Here is a 12,629-nt window from a genome sequence, read left to right as displayed (position 1 = left end):
TTCGACCGCCCACCTTTCGTCTTCGGTTCCATGGCCCACGCAGATACTTCTCACGACGTGCTCGTCGTCGGCGGCGGGGTCGTCGGGCTGGGCGTGGCGTGGCGGCTCGGGCAGCGCGGCGCGCGCGTGGCGGTGCTAGAGAAAGGCGCAGTCGGACGCGGCGCCTCGTGGGCGGCGGCTGGGATGCTGGCGCCCGTGGCCGAACTCGGCTTCGAGGAACTCGACCTCTACGCACTCAGCCGCGAGAGCCTCCGCCGCTGGCCGACGTTCGCCCGCGACCTCGAAGCGGAAACCGGCCAGTCCGTCGACTACCGCACGGATGGCACACTGGTCGTCGCCCCCGACCGCGACGATGCGGCGGCGCTCCAGCGCAGCTTCCGCTTCCAGCAGGAGCACGGCGCCGAGGTACGCTGGCTCTCCCGCGACGCTGCGCTCGACCTCGAACCGTTCCTCTCGCCACGCATCGCGGCGGCCGTGCATGCGCCGGGCGATCACCAGGTGGATAACCGGCGGCTCGTAGAGGCGCTCCGGGTAGCGGTCGATCAGCACGAGGGCATCGTGCTGCACGAGGGTGTCGGCGTGCGCGCGATCTACCCGGATGCCGCGCAGCCGCGCGTGGTGCTGGACGACGGCACGGAGCGGACGGCGCGCCAGGTGGTGCTCGCTGCCGGGGCATGGAGCCGCGGCGTAGACGGCCTCGCTCCAGCCGAGGTGCCGATCCGGCCGGTGAAGGGGCAGATGCTGAGCCTGCGCATGGATGCGCCCGTCGCCGGACCGCCGTTCGGGCTGCGCCACGTCGTCCGCGCCCCGCACGCCTACCTTGTCCCGAAGTCCGATGGCCGCCTCGTGGTCGGCGCTACGAGCGAGGAGCAGAGCTTCGATACGCGCGTGACGGCGGGCGGCCTCTACCGCCTCCTCGAAGGGGCCTGGGAAGCGTGCCCCGGCATCGAGGACCTCGACGTGATCGAGACGTGGGCGGGGCTGCGCCCGGCTAGCCGTGACCACGCGCCGCTACTCGGCGACCTTGCGCCCGGTATCGTTGCGGCGACTGGCCACTACCGCCACGGCATCCTGCTCACGCCCGTGACGGCCGACGAGATCGCGGCCCTCGTGATGGCACGGTTCGCCGACGACGCAGCGGTGTCCGACGTGCTCGCGCCGTTCGCGCCGGGACGGTTCTAACGAGCACCGCGGCGCTGGACGGTAGATTCCGGCGTTCTCTAACTCCTCGTTCTGGTTGTGGCTGTCGGATCCTCATCCTCCCGTTTGGTCAACGACGCGCACGACGCGCTGCGGACGCACTGGGGGTTTGACGCGTTTCGGCCCGGCCAGGCGGAGACGATTGCGTCGGTACTCAATGGGCGCGATGCGCTCGCGGTGCTGCCGACAGGCGGCGGCAAGTCGGTGTGCTACCAGGTCCCGGCGGTCGTGCTCGGCGGGCTCACGCTCGTCGTCTCGCCGCTGATCGCGCTGATGCAGGACCAGGTCGACGCCTTGCGACGCCGAGGCATCCCCGCCGCGGCGCTGACCTCGGCGCTGTCCTTCCGCGAAACCGAGCAGGTCTGGACCGACGCCGAGTTCGGACGCTACCGGCTGCTCTACGTCGCGCCGGAGCAGCTCCAGACCGAGCGCTTCCGGCTGCGGGCGCCGCGCCTGCGTGTCCGGCTCGTGGCCGTGGACGAGGCGCACTGCATCTCCGAGTGGGGCCACGACTTCCGCCCCGCCTACCGCGCCATCGCCGAGGTGCGCGCGCTCACGGGGCCCGTGCCGATGCTCGCCGTCACCGCGACGGCCACGCCAGAGGTTCGCCGCGACATCGTGACGCAACTCGACCTGGCCGAGCCGCACGTCGAGGTGCGCGGGTTCGACCGGCCAAACCTCCTGTGGAGCGTCTACCATGTGGAGGACGTGGCCGGCAAGCTGCGCGAGATCGCGGCGAAGGTGCCAGGGACGGGGCTCGTCTACGCCGGGACCCGCAAGAGTGCCGAGCACTGGGCCGAGGTACTCGCGGCGTCGGGCATCGCCGCCGAGGCCTACCACGCAGGCCTCGACGCGAAGACGCGGGCCGCCGTGCAGCAGCGGTGGCTCGGCGGCGAGACGCGCCTCATCGCCGCCACGAGCGCCTTCGGCATGGGCATCGACAAGCCCGACGTGCGCTTTGTGGTGCACACCGCGCTCGTGCCGACGCTGGAGTCGTACTACCAGGAGGCGGGTCGCGGCGGACGCGACGGGGAGCCCGCGCATGCCGTGCTGCTCGTGGGGCCGGGCGCCGCCTCCGAGGCCGCGATGCGCGCCGACGTGAGCCACCCCGATGCCGTGACCGTACAGCGCGTCTACGCCGCCGCGTGCAGCCTCGCCCAGGTGCCCGTCGGTAGCCAGCCCGACGGGCCGGTCCCCCTCGCCCTCGCCGCGCTCGCCGACGCCGCTCGTGTGCCCCGGTCAACGGCACGGGCGGCCGTCGAGGCGCTCGCGCGTGCTGCTGTCTGGGAGGTGCACGAGCCGCGGCCCCATGTCGGCTTCGTCCAGGTGCGCCAGTCTGCGGAGGCGCTGCGCCGCTATGCCGCCGAGACTCCCAATCCGTCCCTTGGGCGCTTCGTGCGCGTGCTGCTCCGCGCCGTCCACGCCGATGCCTTCACGGGCTGGACCGACCTCGACCTGCGGGCGCTCAGCCGCCGCACCCGCCTGCCGCGCGCCCGCATCGACGCGGGGCTGCGCTTCCTTCAGGAGCACGGCCTGATCGCGTACCTCGGCCCTACTGCCGGCCTCGCCCTCACCTTTCTCGGTCCGCGCACGGCTCAGGCCGATCTCGACCACGCTGCGCTCGACGCGACCCGCACCCGCGCACGACGGCGGCTCGGCTACGTCGAGCGCTACGCCCAGGCGGCGACGTGCCGCCGCCGCTTCCTGCTCGGCTACTTCGGCGAGGCGGCACCGGACCGCTGCGGTCGCTGCGACGTGTGCCTGGGCCGCCATCGCCCCGCCACCGTCACGCCCGCCGACGAGCCCGTCCTCCGCGCCCTGCTCGACGAGGCGGCGCTCACCGGCACGCTGCCCGCGTCGGACCGCCGTACGCAGGCGCTCGCGAGCTGGCTCTTCGCCGAGGGCTACCTTCGGGCCCCAGACCCCCTCGCTGAGCGCGTGGAAGTGACGGAGCGGGGACAGCGATTTTTGGGCATCGTATCCGCGCGCCCCGAGGCGGACTGAGTCCTTGCAGGAGAGCTCTGTGTAGGTCGTGCTGAAGAGCGATCTGGGACCGTTGCGCAGGCGGGGCACCCTACCGGGCGAAGAACTCGGCGAGGCGGAGGGTCCCGAGTGGCCCGGAGAGGTGGGGCGTCTGGGCGTAGCTGTGCTGCGCCATGAACGACTCCGTCGTGTCGCGCACGCCGGTCATCATCGCGTCGAACGTGAGGGCGCGGTCGGGTGCGTCGGCGTAGGCTTCGAGCGCATCGAGGAGGTAGTAGGTGAACACGCTCACACGCGTGCCGCGCCCCGCCGACTCGGGCCACCCCGTGTAGGTGTAGGACGACTGGTCTTCCTGCGAGCCCGAGAGCAGCACGTAGGGGCTCGTCAGGCCATCGGCGTCGAGGACGCCCCCCGAGACCGTGCCGTCGCTGCTTGGTGCGCGCGGCGTGAGGCCATACGCAGGCAACGACTCCGGCGTGAGGTAGGTCGACACGTCAGCGTAGGCGTCGGCGACCTGGTCGAGGTCGCGGTCGAGGCGCTTCGTGGCAAACGCGCCGCGTGCGGCCGTGCCCGAGTGGCAGGAGTCGAAGATGAGCAGCTTGCGGCGCGCGGGCAGCGCGTCGAGGAGAATCCGAATCTCGTCGTCGAGGAGGTCGATCACGCGGCCATCCTCGCTCCATAGGCTGAGCGTCTCGTCGCGCGCGTCCGCCTCCGGGTCCTGGGTGGCCTCGTTGCCGTAGGTCTGCGAGCCGTGGCCGGAGTAGTAGAAGAACACCGAGCCGTCCGGCCCGGCCTGGCCGAGGTGGCGCCCGAGTGCCTGGAGAACGTGCTCGCGCGTGGCCTGCCGGTCGGTCAGCAGCACCACGTCTTCCTCGCGGTAGCCCATGCGCTCGATGAGGACGTCGCGCATCAGGCGGGCGTCGTAGACGGGTGTGGCGAGGTCAGAGACGCCCGGCGGGTAGTCGTTGATGCCGACGAGCACGGCGTAGCGGCCGTCGGGGTCACCGCCGCCTGGGTAGCGCCCGGCGAAGCCGAGGGTTGGGGCAGGCATCCCGTTGCGCTCGCCGGACCTGTAGGTGAGCGCATAGGCTCCGGTGGCGGGCGCCGCCGCATTGGCGTAGATCGTGAAGGTGCCGGTGCTGGGCAGCGTGAACGTGATGACGGCGGTGCCGTCGGTGGCGCCCGGACCGTCGTTGTTCTCGGCGAGCTTGCGCGGGGCGCTCGGCGTGCCCTCGGCGAGGATGAGGTACGGATCGAAGTCGTCCGAGCGCAGCGTGACCTGGACCCGGTCGCCGGTCTGCCCCTCGAAGAGCCACGTGTGGAAGGGCGTCCGGTCCGAGAACGTCGGGTCCTTCCGGGTGAGGCGGCCCGTCACGGTCGTGCCGGACTCTAGGAGGCGCGGGGCAAGCGCCTTGTCGAGGAAGGGCGAGCCCGGTAGGTCGCTCAGGCGGATCGGCTGGGGCGTGGGGGCATCGGCTGCGGTCACTGACTGCGCCACCAGGCGATAGGGGCCTGACTCGCCGGGGGTGGCTGCGTTGGCGAGGAGCGTGTAGGTGCCATCAGCCGGGAGCGCCACGCGCAGCGCCGCTGTGCCGTCCACCGCCGCCGCCTCAGCGATCGGACGCACGCGCTGGACGCGCCCGTGGGCCACCGTGCTCGCGCCATACCCGAGGGCGAGGTAGGGCGTGAAGGCCTCCGAAGTCATCGCCACAATCACGGTGTCGTCCTGCGCAGCGTTGAACACAAACAAGTCCGCGAGGCTTCCGTCGTCGATGCGGAGTGCGGTCGAGTCGAGCACGGCGGCGTGGTCAAACGAGAGCGTTACGGTTTCCGGCTCCCCTTCGAGGCGGCCGGGGCCCACCTGGCCTAGCGCAGCCGCCTTCGTGCCGATCGGTGTGGGGCCATCGGAACTGGTAGCGACGGTGCCGATGACGGCCTTGGACACGGCGAGCGAGTCCTGGGCAGCAGCGCTCTCGGTGAGGACGAGCAGGGGGAGCAGCAGGATGGCAGCCAGCGTCACGAACGTGCACAGGCGCCCCTCCACATATGGGGTATGGGAACGCGGCGAGGAGAAGAATGGCATGGGGGCGAGTCGGGGGGAGAGGGTAAGAAGAAAAACCAGGTCCGTCTAGGGGAACGTTACTCGTACATAATGTCTCTCGGAAGCAACGGCGCAGTGTGCCAACTTGGGGTCCTGTTACGCTTTTTCCGGGCGTGGGGGTCTTTTGTAATATTCGTGGTGTCGCGTAATGGATCACCCCGAGTGGTAGAATTTTTCAGGCCTTGGGGTATTGATTCATAGATCGTGTCAGTGTTTGTCTTACACTGCTATACTATTATTAATAAGTCGTATGAACAAAAATATGTCGCGACACCTATTCTCCGTTATGTAGCGAAATAAGACAGCAGAGTATGCTCGCAGCTAGCAAGAAATCGGTATTTGGTCCTACACATATTCGGTTGGCCCAGGCTTTGACCAAACAGTGCGTGACCCGCTGGATCCACCCTACAGCCGCGTCCTTCCTCTAGCCAAGCTCGCGTGGATCGATGACGCATCTTCGACTCTTCCCCTCCTCTTTCCAACACCGCCGATCGAACGCGCTCGCGTCGGCTGAAACGGAGTCTCCTGGAGCCACAACCATGACCTCGCTGGTGCAGCAGACGCTCACGCTCGTGCGTCGCGGCGATGTGGTGGAAGGCGTGGAAAGCCTTCACGAGGCCCTAAGCAACGGCTGGCGCGTGGTGGGTGTCCGCTCGGAGGCACCGCCCGACGCGGCCCCGCTTGACTTCGTCGTACAAGTGCTGCTGGCCCGGACCCCGCACCGTCACGTCGGCGACGGGGCGCTGTCCGGCGAGATTCCGTCTCTCGTGACTAGGCCGCATGTGGCAAAGAAGCCCCCTTCCGCTTTGCTCCCTTGAGGCACGCTCTCCTGGTGGGCCTCGCACCCAGAGACCTCAGACAAAGCACGCTAGTCTTCCTCCCCTCCGAGGCTAGCCTGATGCCGCCCCTCGGTACAAGACGTACTGGGGGGCGGTCTTTTTGAAAGCGGCACCGGAAGCAGGGGGGCCGTGGCAGGTAGGTTTGCACCCTGACTGGAGCGAGATGGGGGCGCTCTGGGGGCTCTAGCGCCCGCCACGCAGCGATTTTCGGGTACGGGCCTGGGGTGGCCTGCCTTTTGTGTTGGGAGTCTGTCCACTCGCACGACCTGCTCTCAGCGCCGACGCTCCCGTCTGCCCCATGCTCAAGGTTATCTCCATCATCAACAACAAAGGCGGCGTCGGCAAGACGACTACGTCGATCAACCTCGCGGCGGGCCTGGCTCAGACCCAGCGCGTGCTGCTGGTCGACATGGACAGTCAGGCCTCGGCCTCGCTCGCGCTCGGGATCGAGCGCGCGAAGCTGCGTCCGTCTATCGCGCACGTCCTCTATGGGGAGGTGCCGATTCGCCGCGCCATCCTGCAGACGCACATCCCGCGCCTGCACCTCATCACGGGCTCGCTCGACCTCGCCGACGCAGACCTCTGCCTCGCCGAGCACTCCGGGCGCGAGAGCGTCCTGCGCCGTACGATCGAGGAGGTCATGGACGAGTACGACGTGATCCTGATGGATTGCCCCCCGTCCACGTCGCTGCTGTCCGTTAACATCCTCGTGGCTGCGGATGCGTTTATCATCCCGCTCTCGCCGTCCTACCTCGCCCTCGAAGGCTTGGTGAGCCTTGGCGAGGTGGTCACCCAAGTTCGCATGAATCTGGGCCGGGTAGCACCCGTGCTCGGGGTGATCATGACGATGGTGGACCCCAACAACGACAGCCACGCGGAGATTGAGCAGCAGGTGCGTGGCCACTACGGCAGCAAGGTCTTCCAGACGATGATCCGCAAGGACGATACGCTGAGCGACTCGCCCGGCCTCGGCCAGACCATCTTCGAGTTCGCACCCGAGAGCCAGGGCGCACAAGACTACAACGCGCTTGTGGGCGAGGTGACCGAGCGCATCCAGCGCTACGCCGCGGTCTTCGCCCAACTCAACGGCGCTTCGCGTGCGCAGACCTCCGGCGACGGGGCCCCCGCGCCGGTCTCCGCGCCCGCCCCCTAGCTCCTCGGCCTCCCTCAACCTCAGCCTGTCCGCCTGCCCGGCTCATGTCCAAGCCTCAGCGGAAATTCCCCATCGACTTCTTCGGCACGCTCGGCCAAGACCCGTTCATGGTCGCCGATCCCGTAGCTGGCGATGTCGCCGCGCCTCCCAGTCCTGTGGGGCGCGTCACGCGCGACCGGGTCCCGGCCTTCCCCGAGGGCGGAGACGGGAGCGGGCGTAGCACCTACGAGCCGTCGCCGGAGCGACGCGGCAGCACCCGCTCCGTGTTCTTCGCCGACGACCGCCCAACGGCGCCCCAGGAGCACCCGGCGCCCAAGCCTGTTGCTCCGCCTCAGGTCGTGTCGCAGCAGGTGATCCTCGTGGCACGCAGCAGCAGCCAGACTGAAGGCATGAACGCGCTCAATGCGGCGCTGGCGGAGGGCTGGCGGGTTGCCCACGTCACACCGACGAGTGCGAGCGGCCCGCATTTCTCCGCACTGGTGTTCCTGGAACGCGGCTAGAGCGTCGGCCAACCGGGGGACAGTGAGAACACAGGCGCACTGGACTGGACGGAATCGCGTACGTTTTGGCATCCGCCCGTATGCCCGCGCTTCGCCGTGCCTCTCCCGCCGCCGCTTCGTCCCGACAGTCGCATCGCCCTCGTGGCGCCTGCGAGTCCGCCGCGCTCGCCCGTCGACCTTGCGGCTGGTGTCGCCGCGCTCGAAGAGCGAGGGCTGACCGTTGAGGCTCCGCACCTGGCGCCGAAGGGCTACCTCGCTGCCTCCGACGGGGACCGCGTCTCGGCGCTCAACGCCCTCCTCGCCCGCGACGACCTCGACGCGCTCCTCTGCGTGCGCGGGGGCTACGGCGTCCTGCGGCTCCTCGACCGGGTCGACTACGCCGCCGCGCGCCGCCACCCGAAGCTGGTCATCGGCTACAGCGACATCACGGCGTTGCACCTCGCGCTGTTCGCCCACGCGGGCCTGCCCGGCCTCTCTGGTCCGATGGCGGCGCCCGACTGGCCCCGCTTCGCCGAGTCCGACGTAGGCCGCGCCGCCGAGGCACAGTTCTGGGCGGTCGCCGGCGGCGAAGCGCCCATCGAGATTGTGGGCCCTGGTGGCGAAGCGCTCGTCCCGGTGCGACCTGGCGAGGCCACGGGTACGCTGCTCGGGGGCAACCTGTCGCTCGTAGCGGCGCTGCTCGGCACGCCCTACCTCCCCGACCTTTCCGGCGCCATCCTCTTCGTCGAAGACATCGGCGAGGCGCCCTACCGCATCGACGGGCTGCTGGCGCGGCTCCGGCTCGCGGGCGTGCTCGACCGGCTCGGCGGCCTCGTCTACGGCGCGTTCACGGGCGCGACGCCTCCGAGTGGCCAGCCGTCGTCGTTTTCCGTGGACGAGGTGCTCAACCACTACGCGCAGGCGGTCTCGATCCCCGTCGCCCGCGGCCTCGTCTACGGCCACTTCCCCGTAAAATCCACGCTCCCGGTCGGCGTCCGCGCGCGCCTCGCCGTCACGGGGGGTACGGCCTCGCTCACAGTCCTCGATCCCGTCACCGGTCCTAGGTTGTAAGCCATCGCTGCCTTCATGGCTCACGGCCTTCCTGCCTCGCTGTCTTCTTGCCTCGCTGTCTCTCCGCTCGCCCATGCCTCTGCGCTCGTTCCTCACCCTGCTTCTGCTCCTCGTCCTCGCCGGGTGCGCGGGGTGCTCTGGACCGTCCGTCTCGCTGCCGTCCGCCAGCGGGTTCGAGGCCGAACCGGCTCCGACATTCAAGACTGCTGGGCTGCGCCTCGCCACGCTGAACACCGAGTTCATGTTCGACGGCGACGGCGAAGAGGGCGGCGCTGGATTCGACTGGAAGGGCGATCCGGCTGCCTCGCAGGCGCACCGGGCCCGCGTCGGGCATCTCGTGCAGATGCTCGACGCCGACCTCGTGATGCTTCAGGAGGTCGAGAACCAGCGCGCGCTTGACTTGCTCATTGAGGAGCAACTCGGAGGACTCGGCTACACGGGCGTCCTCGTGAACGGCACCGACACGTTCACCCGGCAGAATGTGGCGCTGCTGACGAGGCTGCCCATCGAGGAGGCCGGGCGCACCAACGTGCGAGCGCCCGTCGGTGCGATGAGCGAGCAGACCTACGGCGTCTCGAAGAACCTCTGGGTGCGGCTCACGCTGCCCGGTGGCACGCCTGCCACGCTCATCGGCGTACACTTCCTCGCGCGCCCCGACGACACGAGCCGCAAGGACCGGCGCGAGGCGCAGGCCGAGGTCATCCGCCGCCTCGTCGTCCGCGAGCAGAACGCAGGCCGCGCCGTAGCCGTCCTCGGCGACTTCAACGACTTCGACGCCAGCGTCCGCGATGTGCGCGGCTCGCAGCCGATCACCGACGTGATGACGCGCATCCGGAGTGCCGACCCTGCCGACCCTGCCGACGACCTCACCAACGTGATGGGCGAGGTCCCGCAGCGCCGCCGCTTCACCGCGCTCTACGACCGCAACGGCAACGGCAGCGTGGACCGAGGCGAGCTGTCCGCGATCGACCACATCCTCCTCGGCCAGGCGATGTATGCCGCGCTCCGCGAAGTCACCTACGTGCACAGCCACGACCCGCTCGTCGCGCCGGACCACTTCCCGGTCGTCGTCACGCTCGGCCAGGTCGAGCGGTGATGTGTGCAGGTATGGACGTTTGAACGCGTGAACGTCGAACGGTGGGGAGGATCATTTTTACGTCCACACACTCGCACACGTCCACGCCATCGTCACGCGTCTACGACGAAGAGCGTGCTGAGGTGGTTGTGGCGCTGGCTGACGAAGTAGGTCCCGTTGCCACGTGGGCCCGTCTCGATGTCGGTGGAGACGAAGCAGCGGCGCGGGTGGCTGCCGAACGCCTCGACGGTGACGGTTTTCACCTCGCCGGGGCTGTTGGGGTCGTAGACGAGCAGCGTGCCACCTGCGACGCCCTCGTGATCGGCATAGCCGAAGCAGGCCACCTGGTGCTGCGTGAACACGTCCGGCGCGTCGCCGACGAGGCCGATGACGACGGGCCGCCCGCCGTCGATACGCTGGCGAATCGCGCGGTAGGCAGCGAGGAGGTCATCGCCGTAGGGCGCATAGGGCACGCCGTCGGGGCGGAGCCGCACGCCGAGCCAGTAGCGCAGGAACGGCTGCCACGCCGCGCGGAGCGTCCGCGCCTGCCGCCGTCGGAGGAGCGCCCGGACGCGTTCGCGTTCGAGCTTGGCGGTAGGTAGCCCAGCCTTGAGCGGCCACCGCTCGACGGCCGCGAGCGCCATTCCGCCGCAGAGACCGAAGCTGGACCACTGCCGCGCCACACGCTCGACGAGCGCACGACCCTGCCACCGTGCCGCGACAGCGCCAACCGTCCCGGCGACGAGTGATCCGAGGACGGGCCTGCGTCCGAGGAGCTGCCCGGTAAGGCCGCCGAGCATGCCGCCGGCTCCAACGAGAAGCGGCTGGAGTTGCTCCGTCAGAAAGTCGAGGTCATGGTCGGTCCAGACGAACGCGTTCGTGAACGCGAAGCCGTCGCGCTTCGGGTCGAAGTCGAGCACGCGGCGGCGGGACGCAGGGGCGCCGTCGCCGGTGGAGATAGGGGGTGGAGGGGACGCGGGGGCTTGCATGGGCGCGGGGTGGCTGCGTGAGACGAGGCGGGGTGCAGCGGGGAGTGAGCGGTGGTAGCGGCGTCAGCGTAGACGCCCAACGGCGGCGATCAGCGGAGGCGGACCGCCGTGCCGGAAGCTGTGACCATGAGCATGCCCTGTCCGACCGTCTGGTAGTCAAGGTCGACGCCAATCACAGCATCGGCTCCGAGGTCGGTGGCAGCGTCTGTCATCTCGTCGAGCGCGATGTCCTTGGCCTTGCGCAACTCGCGCTCGTAGGCCCCGGAGCGCCCGCCAATCACGTCGCGGATGCCCGCGAAGAAGTCACGGACCACGTTCGCGCCGAGAATCGCCTCGCCTGAGACGAGGCCGAGGTACTCCGTGACGGGACGGCCATCGAGGGACGAGGTGGTGCTGACGAGCATGAACGGTAGCGGGGAAAAGCCGGGAGAACAGAAAGCGAGAGACGGCAGCGCCTACGCAAACGTTCCACCGGCTTCGAATTTCCTTCACAGAAGATAGCCGGCCGTTACAGCGCGCGTTGCCGCGTGTCTAGCGGGATAAACTGCTCCTCCTTGCTCATGCGTACGCGCAACCTCCCACGCCAGAAGCCGACCCGGCAGCACTTCCGCTCGCACGGCACGTCCGCCGAGGCGGTGCTGTGGGTCTTCCTGCAACGCCGCCAACTCCGCGGGCGCAAGTTCCGCCGCCAGCACGGCATCGGGTCGTACATCGTGGACTTCTACTACCGCGCCGAGTCGCTCGTGATCGAGCTCGACGGCAGCGTCCACGACACGCCCGAGCGCACCGCCTACGACGCCGAACGCCAGCGTCACCTCGAAGCGGAGGGCCTCCGCGTGCTGTGCTTCCGCAACGAGGCCGTCTTCACGGATGCGTATGCGGTGCTGGAGGCCATCGCTGCGACGTTCACCCCCTGATCTCACTGCGTTCGATCTGTCCCCCTCGCGGGCGAGGGGGACAGTTTTCGTTCGCCTGGGAGCGAAGCGACTGCGAACGGAAACAGGGGGTGTGCCCCGCCCCGCCGCCGTCCTCCCGACGACCGTACGTGGCGCGCTAGCACGTACGACCGCCCAGCGTTACGTCCGCGCAGCTACCTCGCCTGCTGCGCATGGACCCGCATGACGCCCTCACGCCCTACGGCGGCTTTCTCCTGTGCCTCAGTTGCCATTGAGCTGCGAGCAGAGATCAGCGACGTTCTGCTCCAGTATTCCAAACGTTTCCAGTGCCCGCAGTGGACTGAAGTCCTCAATTAACTCTGCAACGCGCTGTCTAGCCTGCGTTACAGAGAAGCTGCGTCTCCTCCGTCCCGTCGTTCCTGACGCAGTCCGCAGCGAGTGGAAGAGGACCTGCTTGGCATCGACCTGCTCGATTTTGGAAAGGGGTGGCAACGTGAGCGTCATGCGGCCTCGGGGACGACCTGCGGCCTCGCGGAGTGCCGTTTTGTCGAAGAGAAGCCATGCTTCGCTCATCCGTACCGGTACGATAGGGATACAGGGAAGGTCAAGCGCTGCTGCGCGGACTCCGGCATCAATCTCTTCGAAGCGGTCGGTGGTATGGTTTGCTTGCTCTGCATCACGATGGACAAAGAGGACATCGCAAGGGTAGAGCTCAGCGGCAAGCCGTATGCGTTTCCCGAGATCAGAGCGCTCCGGTGCCTGTTGGTGCCGCCGGAAGTCCGCGTGCGCTTGCTGCAGGACGAGGCCTTCAGGTAGATGCTCACGAAACAGCCACGTGAGCAC

The 12,629-nt window shown here is 68.8% G+C and carries 12 protein-coding genes; 9 read left to right on the top strand and 3 right to left on the bottom strand.

The features are described 5' to 3' along the window. Positions 1 to 30 precede the first annotated feature (30 nt). Together thiO and AAFU51_11555 are read left to right on the top strand one after the other, a co-directional pair. Positions 31 to 1,182, top strand: coding sequence for a glycine oxidase ThiO (gene thiO / locus AAFU51_11560; GenBank protein MEO1571894.1), 1,152 nt, complete (start codon positions 31 to 33; stop codon positions 1,180 to 1,182). An 84-nt stretch (positions 1,183 to 1,266) separates the two neighbouring features. Further along, on the top strand, positions 1,267 to 3,204 hold the full coding sequence (locus AAFU51_11555) for an ATP-dependent DNA helicase RecQ (protein MEO1571893.1): 1,938 nt from the start codon (positions 1,267 to 1,269) through the stop codon (positions 3,202 to 3,204). Positions 3,205 to 3,274: 70 nt separating this feature from the next. Here AAFU51_11555 and AAFU51_11550 read toward each other — a convergent pair whose 3' ends face one another. Further along, on the bottom strand, positions 3,275 to 5,266 hold the full coding sequence (locus AAFU51_11550) for a caspase family protein (protein MEO1571892.1): 1,992 nt from the start codon (positions 5,264 to 5,266) through the stop codon (positions 3,275 to 3,277). A 557-nt stretch (positions 5,267 to 5,823) separates the two neighbouring features. On the opposite strand from AAFU51_11550, the gene AAFU51_11545 reads away from it, so the two are divergent. From AAFU51_11545 to AAFU51_11525, 5 genes are all read left to right on the top strand, one after another. After that, positions 5,824 to 6,102 (top strand): hypothetical protein, encoded by a 279-nt coding sequence (locus tag AAFU51_11545; protein MEO1571891.1) that lies wholly within the window; start codon positions 5,824 to 5,826, stop codon positions 6,100 to 6,102. A gap of 319 nt (positions 6,103 to 6,421) precedes the next feature. Continuing rightward, positions 6,422 to 7,276 carry a ParA family protein gene (locus AAFU51_11540; GenBank protein MEO1571890.1) on the top strand — a complete coding sequence of 285 codons (855 nt, stop codon included), beginning with the start codon at positions 6,422 to 6,424 and terminating at the stop codon, positions 7,274 to 7,276. A gap of 44 nt (positions 7,277 to 7,320) precedes the next feature. Further along, positions 7,321 to 7,776 carry a hypothetical protein gene (locus AAFU51_11535; protein MEO1571889.1) on the top strand — a complete coding sequence of 152 codons (456 nt, stop codon included), beginning with the start codon at positions 7,321 to 7,323 and terminating at the stop codon, positions 7,774 to 7,776. 96 nt (positions 7,777 to 7,872) lie between these two features. Then, a complete protein-coding gene (locus AAFU51_11530; GenBank protein ID MEO1571888.1) occupies positions 7,873 to 8,826 on the top strand; it encodes an LD-carboxypeptidase in 954 nt (317 codons plus the stop codon). 73 nt (positions 8,827 to 8,899) lie between these two features. Then, positions 8,900 to 9,922: an endonuclease/exonuclease/phosphatase family protein gene (locus tag AAFU51_11525; protein MEO1571887.1), complete on the top strand. Its 1,023-nt coding sequence runs from the start codon at positions 8,900 to 8,902 to the stop codon at positions 9,920 to 9,922. Positions 9,923 to 10,014: 92 nt separating this feature from the next. Here the strand turns inward: AAFU51_11525 and AAFU51_11520 are convergent, their stop codons facing one another. Together AAFU51_11520 and AAFU51_11515 are read right to left on the bottom strand one after the other, a co-directional pair. After that, entirely contained in the window at positions 10,015 to 10,890 is an 876-nt protein-coding gene (locus AAFU51_11520; GenBank protein MEO1571886.1) for a hypothetical protein, read from the bottom strand. Positions 10,891 to 10,979: 89 nt separating this feature from the next. After that, positions 10,980 to 11,294 (bottom strand): heavy metal-binding domain-containing protein, encoded by a 315-nt coding sequence (locus tag AAFU51_11515; protein ID MEO1571885.1) that lies wholly within the window; start codon positions 11,292 to 11,294, stop codon positions 10,980 to 10,982. A 156-nt stretch (positions 11,295 to 11,450) separates the two neighbouring features. Here AAFU51_11515 and AAFU51_11510 point away from each other — a divergent pair, with 156 nt between their 5' ends. Next, positions 11,451 to 11,807 (top strand): endonuclease domain-containing protein, encoded by a 357-nt coding sequence (locus AAFU51_11510; GenBank protein ID MEO1571884.1) that lies wholly within the window; start codon positions 11,451 to 11,453, stop codon positions 11,805 to 11,807. 417 nt (positions 11,808 to 12,224) lie between these two features. Further along, a complete protein-coding gene (locus AAFU51_11505; GenBank protein MEO1571883.1) occupies positions 12,225 to 12,602 on the top strand; it encodes a hypothetical protein in 378 nt (125 codons plus the stop codon). Positions 12,603 to 12,629 lie beyond the last annotated feature (27 nt).

The organism is Bacteroidota bacterium (genome assembly GCA_039821555.1).
GTDB lineage: Bacteria > Bacteroidota > Rhodothermia > Rhodothermales > Rubricoccaceae > JBCBEX01.
Note: the sequence above shows the minus strand (reverse complement) of the source record. Positions and strands in the feature narration are given on the sequence as shown.